Consider the following 17,983-nt stretch of genomic DNA (forward strand, 5'->3'; position numbering starts at 1 on the left):
ACCAAGTCCAGCGTCCGCGGTGGACAGATGTTGTGCGCCGTCCTCGGCTCCCCAAGGCTCTAGGAGTGGCCCAGGATCGGATGGGGCCGGTACGGGGCCTCCAGGATGGCGACCTCCTCGTCGGTCAGCGTCACCTCCACGGCCGCGACCGCGTCGTCCAGGTGCGCCAGCTTGGTCGCGCCCACAACCGGCGCGCTGACACCGGGTTTGCCGAGCAGCCAGGCCAGCGCGATCTGGGCCGGTGGGAGGCCTCGCTGGTCGGCGACCGCGCGCAGGGCGTTGACCACCTCGAAGTCCATCTCGTCGTGGTCGGTGGCGCGGGAGCGACGGGCGCGGGCGGTGTGCCGGCCGGACCGGTCCCGGTTCCCGGCCAGCAGCCCTTGGGCCAGCGGGCTGTACGGCAGGACGCCGACCTGCTGGTCGAGGCAGCAGGGGATCATCTCCCGTTCCTCTTCCCGGTAGGCCAGGTTGTAGCGGTTCTGCATGGACACGAACCTGGTCCAGCCGCCCCGCCGGGCGGTGTACTGCGCCTTGGTGAGCTGCCAGGCGTAGGTGGCGGACGCGCCGATGTAGCGTGCTTTCCCTGACCGCACAATGTCATCCAGCGCGGCCATGGTTTCCTCGATCGGTGTCTCGTAGTCCCAGCGGTGGATCTGGTACAGGTCGACGTGGTCCGTGCCAAGCCGGCGCAGCGAGGCGTCGATGGCGTCCGTGATGTGCTTGCGGGACAGGCCGCGGTCGTTGGGGCCGGGGCCGGTTGGCCAGTAGACCTTGGTAGCCAGCACGTAGTCCTCGCGGCGGGCGAACAGCTTGCGTAGCAGGCGGCCGGTCAGCTCCTCGCTGGCGCCGTCGGAGTACATGTCGGCGGTGTCGAAGAAGGTGACGCCGGCGTCTACCGCGCGCCGCACGATCGGCTCCGCGGCCTGCTCGTCGAGCATCCAGTCGGCTTCCGGGGGAGCGCCGTAGCTCATCATGCCGAGGCAGATCCGGGAGACGCGCAGGCCGGACGAGCCGAGCCGGGTGTGCCGCATGTGGCCATGCTCGCCGGGATGTCCCTCGGCCGACAACCGCATTCCGGGTAGCTGGGCCAGATCCGTGACCAGTGTGTCTCACGTGGATCTCGCACGTCCGCTGTCATGATCAGCTGCCGTGACGCACGCCGACGAACTGCACGGGACGGCCGTGCGGCCCGCGCACAGGCTCGCAGTGGGAGGTCGACACCGACGCGCGGCGCGAAGCGCATGATGGACGCCACGTCCGAGACCGAACCGGACGTATTTCGCGATATCCACGTGTTGCGCCGCCGTTTGCAATCGGCTATGTAGGTGTCCGGGCGAGCTTTTCAATTTCGTGACATCACCTTCCTGGTTGAGAGGATCACATTCCATGAGTGCAGAAATAGACCAACTCGTGTGGCATGTCGGTGGACCGCTGTGCACTGAGCTCACGGGAGGTGGGGCCGCTGGGGCTGAGTGGTTCGACTATGCCGGAGACCTCGTTGTGGTCGACGGCACGGTGGGCTGGATGACACCCGAGCTTTCGGGAGACGCTCCGTTTGTCCATGATGTGCCCGTCGGCGTGTACCCCGTTTACGTTGGAAGCCGCGCATACCGGAACGAGGACAGTGTGGAATATCGTGCGACCACACTCGTCATGCCGATTGTCGAGCCCGAAAGGATAGTCGGGGCCGAATGGGACGAGGGATACGATGATTACATGGAGATTGACAATTACGCCTGCTTGTGGGACGAACGAGCATCGCGGGCGACGCTCCCGCACTGGGCGTTCAACGGCGCCGAAAAGAGCGGCTTCATCCTCAACGTCGAGAGAACGATCCTAACCGAGGAAGCCCTTGCCAGGAAGGGAAACTGGTTCAACGGTGTCGCCGACCAGCAGTCCGGCGCGAATGTGATGGCGTTTCCGGTCCCTGAGGAGGGGATCACGCTCACCGGCTTCGAAGCGCGCGACGCCGCTGGCGAACTCACCTGCCTCCTGCTCGCCACAGTGGATTGACCGGTAATGGACGCGCCGGCCTACGGTGCCGACGGTCGAGTGCTCGCGCAGCTGTACCACTCGATGTACCTGGCTGACGGCGCGGTCGGCAGCCACTACCTGCGCCAAGAGCGACCGGCCGAGTTCTGTGCCCTGCTGCGCGGTTGGCTGGCCCGGGTCTGAGCCTGGAAACAACGACCTGTTTCCCGCTCACGATCCGAGCCAGCGCGACAGATCCCCGGCCTCCCGGGCCAGCACGGCTGGGTCGTCGTCCGGGACGAACTCGAGCAGGAGGTCGACCGGCCGGGCCTGCGCGACGAGTTCGAGCGCCGGCCGCCACAACCGCTCGCGTTCGCGCAGAGGTAGCCGGGTTTGCCCCGGCCACCACGAGAAGACGTGGATCGCGCTCACGCGATCGAGCATCAGGCTCAGGCCGCGCAGCGCGCGGTGGTCCGGTTCGTCGACCGGGGGCTGCCAGTAGGTGGACAGCGCGTCGTGCCCCACGTCGTCAAGCAGCCGCAGCGCCGCCTCCGGCCTGTCCGCCAGCGTTCCGGAGTGGAACTCCAGCGCGAGCGAGCGTCCCCGGGCGGCCGCGATCGTCGCCGCCTCGCGAAGGGACGCGGTCACGCGCGAGCGTGTCGACCGGGAGGCGTCGGCGGAGCCTTCGACACCGGCCCACACCCTGATCCGCGCCGCGCCGAGTGTGCACGCGGCCGCTGTCAGGGCATCGAGTTCCTCGGCGCTGTCCCGGCCGGCGCGCCAGTACGAGCCGTAGGAACAGGTCGTCAAGCCGGCTGCGGAGGTCTGCTCACGCACCCGGCGCAGGTCGTCCGCCGAGTGCGGCGGCGCGTGCACGTCGGCGCCCCATTCGACGATGCGCAGTCCGGCTGCGGCAGCGTCCTGCGCCACCTGCCCGGCCGGCATCGCGCGGAAGGTCACCGAGCACAGCCCGATCCGATCGCTCAGCACAGTCGACACCAGACTCCCTTGGTAAGCGCTTTCCCATGAGACTAGGCGCAGTCTACGGCGTCCATCCGCCGGTAATCGTTTTCAGGCATTCCGGCGGCGTCGACCCGCCATCCCGCGAGTGGGCTGTCTGTCTTGGCGGGTCACCAATAGACTGTGTGTTCGGTGTCACACACTGTGGGTTCGTCGATACCGGCTGTCTGTTCGGTATCCCCCTGCGTAAGTAAGTGGACGAGGACAGGGAACGTCACGTGGCGGTGCGCAGGCTGTGGTCCCGAGACCCGGAGCGAGTGGTGCCGGAGTCGCTGCGGACCGAGCGGCACGTCCAGCAGGCGTATGAGCGTTACGCGGGCGAGTTGTTCGGCTTCGCGCTTGGCGCGCTCGACGACCGGCAGCTCGCCGAGGACGTCGTGCAGGAGACCTTCGTCAAGGCCTGGCAGGCGGCCCGCCGGTTCGATCCCGAGCGGGGCTCACTGCGCACCTGGCTGTTCGCGATCGCCCGCAACGTCGTTTCCGACGCGGCGCGGCGGCGCGCGGGACACGCCTCGGCCGGCGCCGCGACCGAGCCGTCGAACGACGACCCGGTCGACCGGCTGCTGACCAGCATCCAGGTCAGCGAGGCGCTGGAGGGGCTCAGTCCAGAGCACCGCCAGACCGTGGTCGAGGTCCACTTCAACGGCCGTAGCTGTGCCGAGCTGAGCCGGCAGCTGCGACTGCCAGCCTCCACGGTGCGCAGTCGGCTGTACTACGGGGTCCGCGCACTGCGGCTGATCCTTGAGGAGCACGGATGGCAAGCGTGAGCTGCCGCGAGGCACGCGCGGAGATGACCGAACTGCTGATGCTCGGCCAGCCGCTGCCCTGGCGGTTGAACCGGCACCTGGCCGAGTGCGACGAGTGCGGCCGGGAGCGCCGGGAGATCGCCGAGATCGCCGACGTGCTCGGGCGCGCCGACCCGGCGGTGGCCGAGGCCGGATGGCGGCCGCCACACGACGACCTGCCCGGACCGTCGCCGGACCTTGGCGCCCGCATCGGCCGGCAGGTCGCGACGGCGCGGCGGCGTCGAAACCGTCGCCGGGCCGCGCTCGGCCTGGCCGCCGCGGCGGCCATTGCCGCGATCGTGATCCTCCCGACGACGCTGCCGGCGTCCGGGCCGGCCAGCGTGGTGGCGCTGAGCCGGGACGGCTCGATGATCCAGCACTCGTGGGGCACCGAAGTGCCGGTCGCGCTGTCCGGTCTGGAACCGGGCCGCAGCTACGACATGGTGACCGAGGACGCCACCGGTCGCCGCGCGCCGGCCGGCAGCGTGCAGTCACCGACCGGCCAGCCCGTGCACACCCGCATGGTCACGTCCATGAACCGGGACGCCATCGCGACCTTGCTGATCATGGACGGTACGGGGGCCACACCGGTCGCCCGGATCCCCGTCTCCCCGCCGACCACCGGCTGATCCCACACCGACACGGCACCGGACCGGCAGGCCCGGCGCTGCCGCACGCCCATCAACAGGAGGAAAACCTTATGCGTGTCAACCGAATCGGCCTGATCGCGGGCGGTGCGCTAGCGGTCGCCGCGGCCGGCGCGGCGCTGCTGGCCGCAGGCGCGGCCACCGCTCAGTCGGCGGCCCAGCCGCAGCCGGTGCGCAGCACGCCGATCCCGGTCAGTTCCCGCGACCGCGTGTACACCGCGGACCAGACGTCCAACACCGTCACGGTGATCGACCCGTCCACGGACAAGGTGCTGGGCACCATCGCGCTGGGCGCCCAGCGGCTGTCCACCACGCTGAACCCGCAGTACCTCGGCGACGAGAACGTGCACGGCCTGGCGTTCTCCGACGACCACCGCAAGTTGGCCGTGGTCAGCATCGGCAGTGACACCGTGGACATTGTCGACACCGCGACCAACAAGGTGCTCAACCACACCGACGTCGGCCGGGCCTCGCACGAGGGCTGGTTCACCCGCGACGGCAAGCAGTTCTGGGTCGCCGACCGGGGCCGGGACACCGTGACGATCGTGGACGCGGTGCACGGCGGTGTTGTCACGGACCTGAACGTGGGCGCCAATCCGTCCAAAGTGGTCATGAGCCCGGACGGGAAACTGGCCTACGTCAACCACCTGACCGAGGCCGAGATCACCGTCGTGGACGTCGCGTCGCACCGCGTCGTCGACCACATCACCGGCCTGGGCGACGCGTTCTCCTCCGACCTGGCGATCTCACCGGACGGCGCCGAGTTGTGGGTGCCGCACAAGCGAGCCGGGCTGACCACGGTCGTGGACCTGGTGCACCGCAAGGTGAAGACGGTACTGAAGACCGGGCCGGACACCAACCACCCGAACTTCGCTGGCCAGTACGCCTACGTCACGGTCGGTGGACTCGACAAGACGGTGGTGTACAAGCGATCCAGCGGCAACCCGGCGCTGGTCGGCGCCATCCAGGACAACGGCCACGCCCCGCACGGCGTGTGGCCCAGCGGTGATGGCAGCCGTCTGTACATCGGTCTGGAGAAGTCGGATGCGGTCGACGTCGTGGACACCGCGACGAACAAGGTGATCGACACGATCGCGGTCGGGCAGGAGCCGCAGGCGCTGGTGTACGTGCCCGACGCGGCGCCGAACGGTGGCGCCCCGAATCTCGGCCGTCAGGGACTGGGACAGCAGGCGCACAACGTGCCGACCACGCTGCCCGACGGCACGCCCGGCGACACGATGGACCCGGTCAAGGGGCGCGCCCTGGAGGCGACGATCCGACCGGTCGCCGGCCTGGACATGATCGATCTGCAGGCACGGGGACTGCGGCCGAGCACCACCTACCAGGCCTACGGTATGGCCGCCGACGGCACCCGGACCAAGGTCGTCACGTTCGCGACCGACGGCAATGGCAACGCGCCGCAGGTGCTGGCGTTCGCGCAGTTCGACGGCACGTCGGTGGCGATCGTGCCGATCGGCGGCACCGAGCGGCCGGTGTCCACCGCCGACGACGCGCAGGCCGTGACCGCGGCCGATCTCTTCTACTGCGATTGCTGCTGCTGACATGCGTTCCGTGCTGACCGCCTGCGGCGTCGTCACGCTGATGCTGCTCGCCGCCGGCACCGCCGCAGCGCACGTGCGCGTGTCCGCGCCGCAGGCGGTGGCCGGCCAACCGGCGACGCTGGATTTCCGGGTGCCCAGCGAAAAGGAGGTGGCGACCACGGTCCGGGTGTCGGTGCGCATCCCCTCCGGCGTCACCGTGAGCTCGGTGGACCCCAAGCCGGGCTGGACCGTGCGGCAGGGCGCCGGCGAGATCGTGTGGACGGCCGACGCCCGCGATGCGATCGGGCCGGACCAGGCCGCGGACTTCACCGTTCGGGCCGCGATGCTGCCGGACCAGCCGTCGATCGCCTTCGCCGCGCACCAGACCTACTCCGACGGCACCGTCGTGGACTGGGACCAACCGAACTCATCGGACGAGTTTCCCGCCCCGACGCTGAAGCTGTCCGGCTATACCACGCCCGCGCCGCCGAAGCCGGCAGCCGAACAGCAGCCGCCATCGGACTGGCAAACCCCGCTGTTGTTCAGCGCCTCGGGCCTGATCAGCACCGCGGCGCTCGTACTGCTCGTTCTGCGGCGGCGCCGTGTGCGCGAATCCGCCAGGCGCATCTAGTTCTACCGGTCCGTCAGGTCGCGGATCTTGTCAAATCGTCTCGGCAGAAGAAACGGCGGCGGATCCGACCGTTACGTACGGCGAAAGATTTTGACGCTGTCGGGGGATGTGCCCGAGCGTGAGGTGTCGCGGAGGCGGCGCCTGGCACGTCGTCGGGCGCCGCCCCAACGGGAAGAGGGCATTCAGTGGCGCATGTGGAAGGTCCGGTCACCGGGGGCCGGCGCGATCAGGTGTTCGGCGGATTCTTCGGTGACGGGCTGGACAAGCACGGCTATGTCGAGGAGGAGTACTTCGTCTCCGGCGTGGCCGAGATGTACCGGCCGGTCGGAGAGCTGTCGGCCGACGGGAAATGGCGGGTGGTGCCCGACGGACACACCGACTACAGGACCAGGGTGGTCGTGCACCGGCCCAAGGACCCGGCGAAGTTCAATGGCATCGTGCTGTGCGAGTGGACCAACGTGTCCGCGTTCATCGACATCTCCAACGCCGTGAACGAGCGCTTCTACAAGTCCGGATTCGCCTACGCCGCGATCTCCGCCCAGAAGATGGGGATCGAAGGCCTCGACCGCTACCCGGACACGGGCCTGACGAGGTGGGACCCGGAGCGGTACGGGTCGCTGCACATCCCCGGTGACGGCTACTCCTACGACATCTTCACTCAGGTCGCCCGCGCGCTCGCCTCGGCGAGGTCGCGGACCGGCGCGGATCCGCTGCCAGGGCTGGACGTGCGGCACTGCATTGCCACCGGCGAGTCGCAGTCGGCCGCGCGGCTGGCCACCTATATCAACGCCGTGCACCCGCTGGCCGGGTTCTTCTCCGGGTTCATGCCCTGCGTGTTGGTGGGCGGTGGCAGCGAGCTCCACAACCCGGAGATCATCCCCGGAGAGTCCAAAGAGGACTACAATCGCCGGTTCTACTCCCGGATCGTGAACACCACGATCCGGGACGACGTCGAGGTCCCGGTGCTCATTGTGCTGTCCGAGACGGAGGCCCGCATGTTCCGGGTCCAGCCGCAGCCGGACAGTGCATGGCTGCGGGTGTGGGAGGTCGCTGGCACGGTGCACGGGTCCGCCTGTGACACCGGCTATCGGGGCGACATCTCGGCGCGGGACGGGGTCGTGGATCCCTTCAGCTTCGGTGGGTCGGCGCAGCGGATGGTGCGTTTCATGCCGATCATGGAGGCCGCGGCGGTGACGATGGTGGACTGGATCGGTGGTGGGGCGCCGTTGCAGCGGCAGCCCCGGTTGTTGCGCGGCACCGACCCTCGGGCGATTGTGACTGACGCGCACGGCAATGCTCTCGGCGGGGTGCGGATGCCCGAGATCGCGGTCCCGACGGCGACTTTCGAGACCGTGAGCAACCCCGTGTCCGGTGTGCGCAAGCCGTTCACCCAGGAGCAGTTGCGCACGTTGTATCCGACCGACGAGCACTACGTCGACGCTGTCCGGGCGGCCGTGGACGACTGCCAGATGAGCGGGCTGCTGCTGCCGGTGTGCGGCCAGGAGTACCTGGCCGACGCTGAGAAGGGCCCGCGCGCCCAGGGCTGATGCCACGATGTCGGCCGCCGGGGAACAGGTCCGGCGGCCGACAGCCGAGGGAAACGTGGCGGTGCCCCCGCAATGGACTCATTGCGGGGGCACTGGTGCGCCTTCCGCCTCCGCAACGCAGGCGTCCGCCCGCGCGGGAAGGATCACGCCGCGCTCGCGGGCCGCGGCCGCGGCCTTGCGCACCCGGGCGAGATAGTCCTCGCGGGAGGGGTACAGCGCCCGCAGCTCGTCGGCGGAGAACGGCTCGTGGAATCCACCAGCCCCGGAGGTCACGTCGCCTCCGTTGCGCGCAAGGGGAACCTCGATTTCGGGCTGGCGAACGCCGCCCACGACGAGCCCGTGCGAGTCCCGCACGAACTCCGGCTTGCCGTCGGGCCCGGTCGTCATCTCGAACCGCGGCTGCAACAGCGGCGGCTCGCCGCCGTTGATCCACTCGTGGACCTGGTGGAGCACTGCGTCGGCGACCGGCAGCCAGTCCACGAGACTGCCCTTCCGCCGCGCCGGGCCGGGAACGGCGATCCCGTCGCGCCGTGCAACCGCCATGTACAGCTCCATTTGCCTGCGCGGGCCGTGCGTGGCGCCGGCCACTTCCCAGTAACGGAAGGACGGGGAGTCATCGCGGCGCACCGGGTGGTTCATCTGCGCCTCGGACTCCGTGTTGACCATGATCACCGGTGTGGTCAGGTCGTCGCGAACCTGGGTGGTGACCGCACGCGAACCCTGGCCGCGTCGGGCAGCGGAACGATCCCGTGGATCGTGGTGCGCGGTGTCGGCGAGGAAGTCGGAGCCACGGCCCGCCACCAGCATCGGCACAACGGCGTCGAACATGCCTTCCCCCGTCTGGATCGCGTTGAGGTAAGCCACCAGGCGTGAGCCCGACTGTGACCCGCCCGTCGCGATCAGCCTGCGCGCCGGAAACCCGCCCAACGGCGCGGTCCCCGCGGCGCGCAGAAGCCGGCCGACCTGGGTGAAGATGTCGTAGGACAGTGACTCGTCGGCGATGTGCAGGCAGCCGTAACGGTCCGGGTCCCACGCGACGAGTCCCTGCGAATCGTGGGCGAAGCCGTGCACCCCGACCGGCTGCGCCGAGACGGAGACGTACGCGAACCCGTCCAGGATTCCCGTCGTCTGCAGGAACGGGATCTCGAACCCGCTCGACACGTTCACCCATTCGACGACAGCAGTGCCGTTGAACCGGGCCGGGTCCTCGGGGCGCCGCACGAGAATCCGTGTTCGGTAGGCCGCCGCGGCTGTGCGACGCACGGTCCACCGCCCGTCCGAGCCGAGATCGCCCACCGCCTCGAACCGTTGTGCCTCACCCGAGACGAAGTACTCCTCCTCGCGGTAGCCGAGCGCCGCCAAGTCACCCAACTGATCGGGCCAGCTGGCGAACGGCCGGCCGTGGCGTCCCCCAGTGATCGGTCCTTCGACGTCGGGGATGAGGTTGCGCTCCCGCTGGGGTCGCTTCTCCTGAGGACCACTCACAGAGGCCATGGAACACCTGTCAAAGAGATCTGGTCGATGGCGCAGAACGTAACACCACGAAGATCGCTCGGTCGACTCGTTACGCCTGCCGAAACAGGCGCCCCGCCGAACAACCCGCGCGGGCAATCGCATTCACCCGGCCCGGTGAGGTATTTCGTCCTGCGAAACTATTTGACGCGGTGGACCGCCACTCCTTGACTGCGTTTGTGCCTGCGCAGCCATGCCCCCGACGCGCCCAGGCCACTACACTGGGATACACATAGCGCCACGCCGTTGCGCACAAAGAAATGGCGTGGCGGCTACGGAGGAGCAGAGCATGGGCAGGCCCGCCAAGGGAACCGACAAACGGCCCGAGTACCGCATCACCGCGCTGGCGCGGGGCCTGGCGGTGCTGGACGCGTTCGGCCCGCACCGGCGAGAGCTTGCGCTTCGGGACGTGGCCGAGGCCGCCGGGGTCACGCAACCCAGCGCGCTGCGGATCGGGTTCACCCTGATCGAGGCCGGCTACCTGGTGCGCAATCCGAGCACCAAGGGATACCGGTTGGGCCCGCGGGCCTTGTCCGTCGGCCTGGCGACCCTGTCGGCGATGACTTTGCCGGAGCTCGCCGAACCTTACCTGGTCGCGCTGCGGGACCGGACCGACGAGACCATCAAGCTCGCCATCCCGACCGGACCGGAGGTGGTGGTCGTCGCTCGCGTGCCCTCGTTGTCCTACCCGAGCACGACCACCTATATCGGCAGCAGGATGCCCGCCACCATCTCCTCCCTTGGGCGCGCGATCCTGGCGTGGGAGGAGCCGGACGTGGTCGCCGAGATCGTCCGTGCCGCCAAACCCGCGCGCCTCACCGGGAAATCGGTGCGGAAGGACCGGCTGGCCGCCGAGCTGGCGGCGACTCGAGCGCGCGGATACTCCCTCAACGACCAGGGCACGACCATCGAGCACCGGTCGGTCGGGGCGCCGATCCTGGACACCACGGGGCACCCGGTCGCGTCGGTGAACCTGTCCGTCTCGGTGCAGCGCGTGAGCCTGCCCGAGTTGGAAGGGCGGCTGGCGCCTGAGGTAGTGCGGACGGCCGCGGAGATCAGCGCGCTGCTGCCGCCTCAGGTCCAGGGCGCCGGCCGCCTGTCGCACCTCGCCTGACGTCCGTCGTGTTCAGGCTGGGAACACGACGGAGTCGCCGAACGGATCCTCGGCGACGTAGGGCTCGATGTCGAAGATCATCGTGTGCCGATGGGCCGAGGTGAACGGCGGCCACGGCGGGTTGACGGGTTCGTGCGGATCGCCGGTGTGGGCGAAGGCGAGCCAGGCCCGGCTCATCCGTTCGGTCAGCTTCCGGTGATCGTGCGCGTCGGCGATCCACGGCGCCGCTGCCTTGGCGGTGCGCATGGTCAGCGGCACGTCGATCGTGTGCACCGCTTTGATCCAGCCGTCTTCGGCCGCACTGCCCCACGCGACGACGTAGACGAACACCGGGGCCGTCGCCGAGGTAGAGATACCCCAGCACGCCGAGGCGGTGGTTCACCGTCACCACAACGACGTCGCCGTACCGGCTCAGTTCGGCGCCGTGGTACGACGGCGCCGAACTCGACCACGCTCGGAATCCGCCGCCGTGGAACCGAACGAGCACCGGTCTGGACGTCGGGCCGAGGGCCGGTGTCCAGACGTTGAGCGTGAGGCAGTCCTCGCTCTGCCATTGTTCGACAGCCGGCCAACCGAGCCTGGCCATCCACGCCTGGGGCGTCCTGGCGTGGATGGCCAGGCTCGGTTTCCGACATCGGGTCCTGAGGTTCCCCCGAAATCTCGGAGGGATTGGTTACCTGGCTCTTGTCGAGGTCCCAGGGATCATAGATGGCTCGCCGTGTCCGGTTTGGGTGGTGTGCCAGGCGGCTTCGTACTCGTCAGGGCTGAGCCAGCCGAGCTGCTTCTGGATACGGTCGGTGTTGTACCAGCCGTCGACATAGCCGAAGATCGCGTTCTCGGCCTCCTCGCGGGTGCGCCACGAGTGCCGATACACCAACTCGATCTTCAGCGTGGAGAAGAAGTTTTCCATCAACGCGTTGTCGTAGGAGTCACCCACCGAGCCCATCGACGGCAGAATCCCGTTGTCCGCCAAGCGTTGCGCGAACCGGAACGACGTGTAGGTCGAGCCGCGGTCGCTGTGGTGGATCAACTGGCCGTCTCGCACGTCGCGCGACCAGATCGCGTACTCCAACGCTCCCAGCACCAGATTGGTATCGCAACGGTCGCTGGTCTTCCAGCCCACGATTCGATTGGAGAACGCGTCACGGACCGCGGCCAGCCAGAACGCGCCCGCACCGGTTGGGATGCGGGTGGCGTCGGCGACCCACAGCCGGTCCGGCGCCGAGGCGGTGAAGTCCCGGTTGACCAGGTCCGGCGCCGGTGTGGCCCGAGGATCCCGCCGGGTCGAGGGGATGCGCCACTTCTTACGCAGGAACGCGCCCTGCAGTTCGTGGGCGCGCATCAGCCGCTCCACCCGCTTGCGGGACACCCGAACCCCGCGCCGGCGCAGCGTCGCGTGTACTCGCGGGCTGCCGTAGGTGCCGCCGGAGGTGGTGTGGATGCCGACGATCTCGGCGACCAGCGCCTGGTCCTGCCGCTGACGCGGCGACGGGTCGGCCTGGCGGCGTAGCCAGCCGTAGTAGGTGGACGAGGCGACGCCGAGGACCCGGAGGACGGGCTCGACCCCGAAGCGGCCACGAAGCTGACCCACGAGCTTCACGACCGTCGCCGGGTCGGGTCGAGTTCCGAGGCGAAAAAAGCGCTCGCGGCCTTAAGGATCTCGTTGGCACGCTTGAGTTCCGCGTTCTCCCGCCGCAGCCGGCGCAGTTCCTCTGACTCGCTGGTCGTGGGCCGGTCGTCCCGCTCGCCGCGGTCGGCCTCGTCCTGGCGGATCCAGTTGCGCACCGCCTCGGGGTGCACGCCGAGCTGTTCGGCCAACCGGCGGATCACCGGCTTCGGATCCGACTCCCGGTACAGCCGGACCGCGCGGGCCCTGAGCTCGTCGGGGTACTTCTTCGGTGCTGCCACGGATGACTCCCTTCAGACCCTATCGGACCATGTTTGAAAGTCTCCGAGCTACCGGGGGAACCTCATCCTGGGGACAGGACGGGCCGAATCGCACGCAGTCCCGCACCCCGGGCCATGGCCTGCGTGGCTCAGGCGGGAGGAACCTGTGCGGACCAGTGGGTGGCTCCCCGTAGGGAATCCCACGGAAGACGTGCAGACCGGCATCCCGTTCACCACGGATGGTGCCGGCATTGGTCTGGACGATGGCCATGTCGGTGGTCAGTCGCGCATCGCCGCGGTGTTCAGCACGAACGCACCGGCGCGGAATGACGAGATGTACCCGAGGTGCTCGTCGCCGCCGAAGAGGTTGACGTCCGGTCCGAAGCTGTTGATCAACCACATCACGATGTCCAGGGAGCTGGCTTCCCAGTAGAGGAACTCCTGCGGGATTCGCGTCGCCAGCCGCCATGCGAGGTCCTGGTTCCACTTCTCCCTGGGATCGCCGGTGTTGGCGGTGCTGAAGATCCCGTCCTCCTCGACCATCACCTTCCAGGCGCCCGCTGCCAGCACCATCTCGGTCTCTCGGACGGCCTTGTCCGTGCTCACCACGCCGCGATCACCGGGCGTCCACGCGGTCACCTCGGGCTTGGGCTTGAGCCCGACGTCCAGGACCTCCTTGACGATCCGGCACTTGTCCTCCACGGAGATCGCCACCATCGCGGAGGAGATCTCGATGATGTCGAACCCCAACTCCTTGGACTGCTCCAGGTACCGGCGAATCGCCTTCGCCCCGTACGGCATGACCGTCTCGATCATGCCGCCGCTGGAGACCTCGATCTGGTGCTCGTGCAGGTATGAGTTGATCTCGCTGACCTGCTCGCGGCGCAGCAGGCGCTGAGTGCCGACCGTCCACTTGACACTGTCGAGGTACGGGGCAAGCGTGTCCGTGTAACCGCGGATGTCGGACAGCGACCGGGCAGCGGTGCGCACCTCGGTGAGCCCGGTGTCGCGTGGCTTGGGCTGCGGATTCGTGATGGGGAACACGTCGCTGAAGGCGAGCTCGTCTGACACGGACATGGAAGACCTTTCGAGTTAAGGAAAATGAGCTCCGACGGGGCCTTTGGCAGACGCTAGCAGCCGGGTGTGATGGTGGATAATCGTTTCGTAGGAAGAAATATGTGGCATGGACCATTTCGCGGGCCGAAACTTGTTGACCGCTCCGACCACCGCCTTGCACCGTGATTTCACGGAGTCCGGCACGTTCACAGGAGAACGTGTCATGCGCTCGCCCGACAACCGGCCACGACCGGGCGCCCCCAACACCAGACCGAGCCCACCTCAGTCACCAACCCGGCGATCATCGGGATGGACAGACCTGTCGCTCGACGGTCGGCAAGGAGGGCGGCACGACCTACACCAAGATCGTCGACACCCGGTCGTGATCCCTCCCATGCACGAGGTCGTCGGGTGGGGTCTCAGTCGTGCTGTGTCGATGTCATCGAACGCTGGATGTGACTCGCGCGTAGTGAAGCCTGACCTCACCCGCCCTCAAGGACCCGCCGACGACTCAGCGATCAATCCGCGAGACAGAGGACCGAGCAGGCCCCATGGATGAACCGGACCAACCACTGCCAGCTGACGACGCCACCGCCAACCAGCTCGGCAGGAGATCCGTGCTCAGAGCGGTGAAACTGGGAAGCGCTGTCGCCGCGTCACTGTCCATCGGCGTGACCTCCACCTCCACGGCGACGACAACGCCGCTGCTGGCCAGCGACGACAACAGCGGCCTGCTCGACCCGGCGAGGATCCCCAAGTACGTCACCCCATTGCCTGTTCTGCCCACCATGCCCCGTTCCTGGGCCACCCGAGACGTCGACGGCTACGCCATCAACGTGTGGCAGTTCAGGCAACAAGTACTCCCTCAGGGCTTTCCCAGCACCACCGTGTGGGGCTACGGATCAGCCAATCGCCCAAAGACGGCACACAGCCCGGGCTTCACCATCGAGGCGCACAACGGGCGTCCGGTGCGGGTCAGCTGGGTGAACCGCCTCGTCGACCGCCACAGGCACTACCTGCCACACCTACTTCCCGTCGACCAGACCCTGCACTGGGCCAACCCAGCGGGCGGCCGGTCGGACCGGGACACGCACCCGATGTTCGCGACGACGCCGCCCGACTACCGGGGACCCGTGCCGATCGTCACGCACCTGCACGGTGGACACAGCACCCAAGACAGCGACGGCTACCCCTCGGCCTGGTACCTGCCCCAAGCCTCGGACATCCCGCCCGGATACGCGCGAATCGGCTCCTACTACGACGCGCACCGCGACGAGGCGGCCGAGCGGCTGCGCGTGCGGTGGCGTCCCGGAACCGCCGTCTTCCAGTACGCCAACGACCAGCCCGCGACAATGCTGTGGTATCACGACCACACGCTGGGGATGACCAGACTGAACCAGTACGCCGGGCTGTCCGGCTGCTACGTCGTTCGCGGCGGCCGGCATGATCTGCCGGCCGGTGTGCTGCCCGCCGGCCCACACGAGATCGTGCTGGTGTTCCAGGACCGCTCCTTCGCCCCGGACGGCTCGCTCTTCTTCCCGCCGACACGGGGATTCGCGGCGGACATTCCGCCGGGCGCCCGGTTCGTGCCGTTCAGCGATGTCCCTCCACTGTGGAATCCGCAGACCTTCGGCGCCGTGATGGTGGTCAACGGCTGTAGCTGGCCGGTGCTGACGGTCGAAGCCCGCCGCTACCGGTTCCGGGTGCTCAACGCCTGCAACGCGCGGACCCTGCTGCTCAAGATCGCCGCCAACCCGCTCGCCGCCCGGCCGGCGCCGGCGGCGCTGTCCTGCTGGCAGATCGGCGCGGACGGCGGCTTCCTGCCCAGGCCGGTACGGTTGGGACAGGTGCTGTGTGCCCCGGCCGAACGGGCCGACCTGATCGTCGACTTCACCGGCGTACGCGCGGGCAGCGAGCTCTACCTGATCAATGAGGGTCCGGACCGGGCGTTCAGCGGGGTGCCGGGGACGGCGCCGGCCGATCCGACCACCACCGGACAGATGATGAAATTCGTGGTGGCGCCGCGGAGATCGCCAGACACCAGTGTGGAGCCGGCCCAGCTGCGCCTGCCCGCCGCACAGCCGCTGGGCGCGGCCGCGCGTACCTGGAGGATCTCGCTCAACGAGACGACATCCCGTTACTACCAGCAGGCGATGATCGGCGCGATGCTCGGCACGGTCAGACCGGATGGGAGCCCCCAGCCGCTGGGGTGGGGCGCGGCCGTCACCGAGTCACCTGCCGTCAACACCACCGAGGTCTGGGAGCTCACCAATTTCACCCACGACGCGCACCCGATCCACATCCATCAGGTGCAGTTCCAGGTCGTCGACCGGCGCCGCGCCAACGGAGTGCCCCGGCCACCGGAGCCGTGGGAGACCGGTCGCAAGGACACCGTGCTCGTGTACCCGGGGGAGACGACTCGGGTGGCGGCGCGGTTCGATCTGCCTGGCCGCTACGTCATGCATTGCCACATCCTGGATCACGAGGACAACGAGATGATGCGGCCGATCCAGGTCACGCGGAATTAGACAGCGCCTCGACACCGGCCTGCCGCGCGTCCCGCCCGCGGCGGGCCGACGCGGATCACCAGGAGGAGCAACCCGATCGCCATCCCCGACAGCAGGGACACGCCGTGCAGATCGGCGTGGGCCGCCAGCGCCGTCGCGCAGACCGCGGCGGCGGCGAGTGCGATGCGTCGGTTGACGTACAACGCCACGGCGGCGGTGACCGCTCCCACCGCGGCGGCTCGGATGCCCAGGAATCCCCATCCCGTCAACGCGCCGACGTAACACGCCAGGACAGCGACGTCCCAACGACTTGCCTGGTTGCGGCGCGCCAGCAACCAGACCACCGCTCCGCCGGCAAGACCGCAGATCGCGATCGAATCGCCGCCGCCCGGCTCCTGCCAGGCGTAAGCCGCGACCTGGCCGCCAACAGTGCCCGCGACGAAAAGCACCAGCCATCGCCCGCGACCCAGTTCCCGCTCGGCGACCATTCCCACCAACGCCAACGTCACCAGGTTCGTGACCACTTGGTACCAACCCAGCGTCTGCACGAACAGTGGTGTCGCCAACCGCCACCACTGGCCCGCCTCCAGCGCCCCGGGTGTTCGCTGCAACACCGACACTGCCGGCGGCACCGCATACTGCACGACCGCCGCGATCATCGCGGCGCCTACCGCCGTCAGGGTGAGGATCGGCCTATGCCGCATTGTCTGCACGTTCTCCGAGACGGATGACCCACCGCGACGGTTGCCGGTTCAGTGCCAGTAATCGCCTTCCGGTAGGCGGATCCAGACGTCCGGCGGTCCGACGACCGCACGGTTGTCGGTGGGCCGCAGTCCCACGTGAGCGAAGCAGAACGCGAGCGCATTGTCCTGGTAGAGGTAGGACAACAGCACCTCGCCGTCCTCGTCGGGATCCCCGCCGGGATGCAGGTCCCAGCCGACAACCTCGCCGTCACGCAGGATGCTGCCCTGGTTGCCGCTCTTGGGGTTGGCGTACATGCCGTAGCAGGTGGTGCCCGCCGACAGCGCCTTCGTCACTCCCGGCATCTCCGGGCCATAGCCCCACGGCTGCGCGAGCACGCAACCGCCCGGCACGTCGGTGGCCCACATCGTGCGGATGACGCCGTCGTCGTTCGGGTCCTCCATCCACGCGTCCATCACCCCATCGCGATCGTCCTCGACGATCTCGGCGTCGAGCCTGCGCACCGCCTCGGCGACGTCGATGCCCGCCACGCAGGCGATGCCGAGGCCCTCGTAGTGCGGATCTCCAATCGCGGCGATCAGCCGGCGGCTCTCCGCCACCATGGCGGCCTCCTCCGGGCCCAGCGACGCGTCCGAGCCGAACAGCTCCGGTGTCGGCCCCGCGAGGCTCAGCCGACCCGGCGACCAGCCGGACATCATGTCCTGCCACGGATCCGCGCCGGCCGCGATCAGCGCAGTGGCGTTGTCCGGGCGGTTCGCGGCCACCGCACGCCACAGCGCGGTACGCCCGCCTGCCAGTGCGTCCACGTCGTCCACGCGCCGCGCGAGCTCGGCCACCACCTCCGCCGAGCCATGTTCCGCCGCCACGTGCAGCGGCGGTCCGGGCCACCGGAGAACGGCGTTCGGGTCGGCACCCGCGTCCAGCCTCGCCCGGACCTGGTCGAGGTCTGTCCAGGCCTGCCAACCGAGGCTGGCCCATCCCGCATCGTCGGTCATGGTGATCAGCATGGCGTACCGGACCGACACGCGGGCAATGGCGATGCCCACGGGCCCGCCGTCGCGCG

General features: G+C 68.8%; 19 protein-coding genes and 1 pseudogene. 9 read left to right on the forward strand and 11 right to left on the reverse strand.

The window, feature by feature from the left end; all coding sequences use genetic code 11:
• Positions 1 to 59: 59 nt before the first annotated feature.
• Positions 60 to 1,031 carry an aldo/keto reductase gene (locus JJ691_RS10385; protein WP_211768567.1) on the reverse strand — a complete coding sequence of 324 codons (972 nt, stop codon included), beginning with the start codon at positions 1,029 to 1,031 and terminating at the stop codon, positions 60 to 62.
• Positions 1,032 to 1,386: 355 nt separating this feature from the next.
• Here JJ691_RS10385 and JJ691_RS10390 point away from each other — a divergent pair, with 355 nt between their 5' ends.
• Complete coding sequence (locus tag JJ691_RS10390) at positions 1,387 to 2,013, forward strand: hypothetical protein (protein WP_211768568.1); 627 nt, start codon at positions 1,387 to 1,389, stop codon at positions 2,011 to 2,013.
• Between the two features lie 6 nt (positions 2,014 to 2,019).
• Complete coding sequence (locus JJ691_RS10395; protein WP_211768569.1) at positions 2,020 to 2,175, forward strand: hypothetical protein; 156 nt, start codon at positions 2,020 to 2,022, stop codon at positions 2,173 to 2,175.
• Between the two features lie 27 nt (positions 2,176 to 2,202).
• On the opposite strand, the gene JJ691_RS10400 is transcribed toward JJ691_RS10395, so the two are convergent.
• Positions 2,203 to 2,970, reverse strand: a complete 768-nt coding sequence (locus tag JJ691_RS10400; RefSeq protein ID WP_249227814.1) for a sugar phosphate isomerase/epimerase family protein — start codon at positions 2,968 to 2,970, stop codon at positions 2,203 to 2,205.
• Positions 2,971 to 3,209: 239 nt separating this feature from the next.
• Between JJ691_RS10400 and JJ691_RS10405 the strand changes: the two genes are divergently transcribed.
• From JJ691_RS10405 to JJ691_RS10425, 5 genes are all read left to right on the forward strand, one after another.
• Entirely contained in the window at positions 3,210 to 3,758 is a 549-nt protein-coding gene (locus tag JJ691_RS10405; protein WP_211768570.1) for a sigma-70 family RNA polymerase sigma factor, read from the forward strand.
• A complete protein-coding gene (locus JJ691_RS10410) occupies positions 3,746 to 4,405 on the forward strand; it encodes a hypothetical protein (protein WP_211768571.1) in 660 nt (219 codons plus the stop codon). Before JJ691_RS10405 ends, JJ691_RS10410 begins: the two co-directional genes overlap by 13 nt.
• Before the next feature lie 71 nt (positions 4,406 to 4,476).
• On the forward strand, positions 4,477 to 5,985 hold the full coding sequence (locus tag JJ691_RS10415) for a beta-propeller fold lactonase family protein (RefSeq protein WP_211768572.1): 1,509 nt from the start codon (positions 4,477 to 4,479) through the stop codon (positions 5,983 to 5,985).
• Position 5,986: 1 nt separating this feature from the next.
• The gene (locus tag JJ691_RS10420) at positions 5,987 to 6,595 is read left to right on the forward strand and encodes a YcnI family copper-binding membrane protein (RefSeq protein WP_211768573.1); all 609 of its coding nucleotides are present in this window, start codon (positions 5,987 to 5,989) and stop codon (positions 6,593 to 6,595) included.
• Between the two features lie 194 nt (positions 6,596 to 6,789).
• Positions 6,790 to 8,142, forward strand: coding sequence for an alpha/beta hydrolase domain-containing protein (locus JJ691_RS10425; protein ID WP_211768574.1), 1,353 nt, complete (start codon positions 6,790 to 6,792; stop codon positions 8,140 to 8,142).
• A 78-nt stretch (positions 8,143 to 8,220) separates the two neighbouring features.
• On the opposite strand, the gene JJ691_RS10430 is transcribed toward JJ691_RS10425, so the two are convergent.
• Positions 8,221 to 9,759 carry an alpha/beta hydrolase domain-containing protein gene (locus JJ691_RS10430; RefSeq protein ID WP_306291360.1) on the reverse strand — a complete coding sequence of 513 codons (1,539 nt, stop codon included), beginning with the start codon at positions 9,757 to 9,759 and terminating at the stop codon, positions 8,221 to 8,223.
• Between the two features lie 184 nt (positions 9,760 to 9,943).
• On the opposite strand from JJ691_RS10430, the gene JJ691_RS10435 reads away from it, so the two are divergent.
• On the forward strand, positions 9,944 to 10,768 hold the full coding sequence (locus JJ691_RS10435; RefSeq protein ID WP_211768576.1) for an IclR family transcriptional regulator: 825 nt from the start codon (positions 9,944 to 9,946) through the stop codon (positions 10,766 to 10,768).
• A gap of 12 nt (positions 10,769 to 10,780) precedes the next feature.
• Here JJ691_RS10435 and JJ691_RS52160 read toward each other — a convergent pair whose 3' ends face one another.
• The 6 genes and pseudogenes from JJ691_RS52160 to JJ691_RS10460 form a co-directional block, all read right to left on the reverse strand.
• Positions 10,781 to 11,098 carry a carboxylesterase family protein gene (locus tag JJ691_RS52160; protein WP_249227815.1) on the reverse strand — a complete coding sequence of 106 codons (318 nt, stop codon included), beginning with the start codon at positions 11,096 to 11,098 and terminating at the stop codon, positions 10,781 to 10,783.
• 19 nt (positions 11,099 to 11,117) lie between these two features.
• A pseudogene (locus JJ691_RS52165) lies at positions 11,118 to 11,354 on the reverse strand (carboxylesterase family protein); the annotation flags it as partial.
• An 87-nt stretch (positions 11,355 to 11,441) separates the two neighbouring features.
• On the reverse strand, positions 11,442 to 12,359 hold the full coding sequence (locus JJ691_RS10445; protein WP_211768578.1) for an IS3 family transposase: 918 nt from the start codon (positions 12,357 to 12,359) through the stop codon (positions 11,442 to 11,444).
• Between the two features lie 5 nt (positions 12,360 to 12,364).
• Positions 12,365 to 12,676 (reverse strand): transposase, encoded by a 312-nt coding sequence (locus JJ691_RS10450; protein WP_211768579.1) that lies wholly within the window; start codon positions 12,674 to 12,676, stop codon positions 12,365 to 12,367.
• A 19-nt stretch (positions 12,677 to 12,695) separates the two neighbouring features.
• Positions 12,696 to 12,926, reverse strand: coding sequence for a carboxylesterase family protein (locus JJ691_RS10455; RefSeq protein WP_211768580.1), 231 nt, complete (start codon positions 12,924 to 12,926; stop codon positions 12,696 to 12,698).
• Between the two features lie 8 nt (positions 12,927 to 12,934).
• Complete coding sequence (locus tag JJ691_RS10460) at positions 12,935 to 13,732, reverse strand: phosphosulfolactate synthase (RefSeq protein ID WP_211768581.1); 798 nt, start codon at positions 13,730 to 13,732, stop codon at positions 12,935 to 12,937.
• Positions 13,733 to 14,262: 530 nt separating this feature from the next.
• On the opposite strand from JJ691_RS10460, the gene JJ691_RS10465 reads away from it, so the two are divergent.
• On the forward strand, positions 14,263 to 16,239 hold the full coding sequence (locus tag JJ691_RS10465; protein ID WP_211768582.1) for a multicopper oxidase family protein: 1,977 nt from the start codon (positions 14,263 to 14,265) through the stop codon (positions 16,237 to 16,239).
• Here JJ691_RS10465 and JJ691_RS10470 read toward each other — a convergent pair.
• Both JJ691_RS10470 and JJ691_RS52170 read right to left on the reverse strand, forming a co-directional pair.
• Positions 16,236 to 16,877, reverse strand: coding sequence for a rhomboid family intramembrane serine protease (locus tag JJ691_RS10470; RefSeq protein WP_211768583.1), 642 nt, complete (start codon positions 16,875 to 16,877; stop codon positions 16,236 to 16,238). The genes JJ691_RS10465 and JJ691_RS10470 overlap by 4 nt on opposite strands.
• 93 nt (positions 16,878 to 16,970) lie before the next feature.
• On the reverse strand, positions 16,971 to 17,966 hold the full coding sequence (locus tag JJ691_RS52170; protein ID WP_249227816.1) for an ankyrin repeat domain-containing protein: 996 nt from the start codon (positions 17,964 to 17,966) through the stop codon (positions 16,971 to 16,973).
• Positions 17,967 to 17,983: the final 17 nt, after the last annotated feature.

Source organism: Kutzneria sp. CA-103260 (assembly GCF_018263855.1).
Taxonomy (GTDB): Bacteria; Actinomycetota; Actinomycetes; order Mycobacteriales; family Pseudonocardiaceae; genus Kutzneria.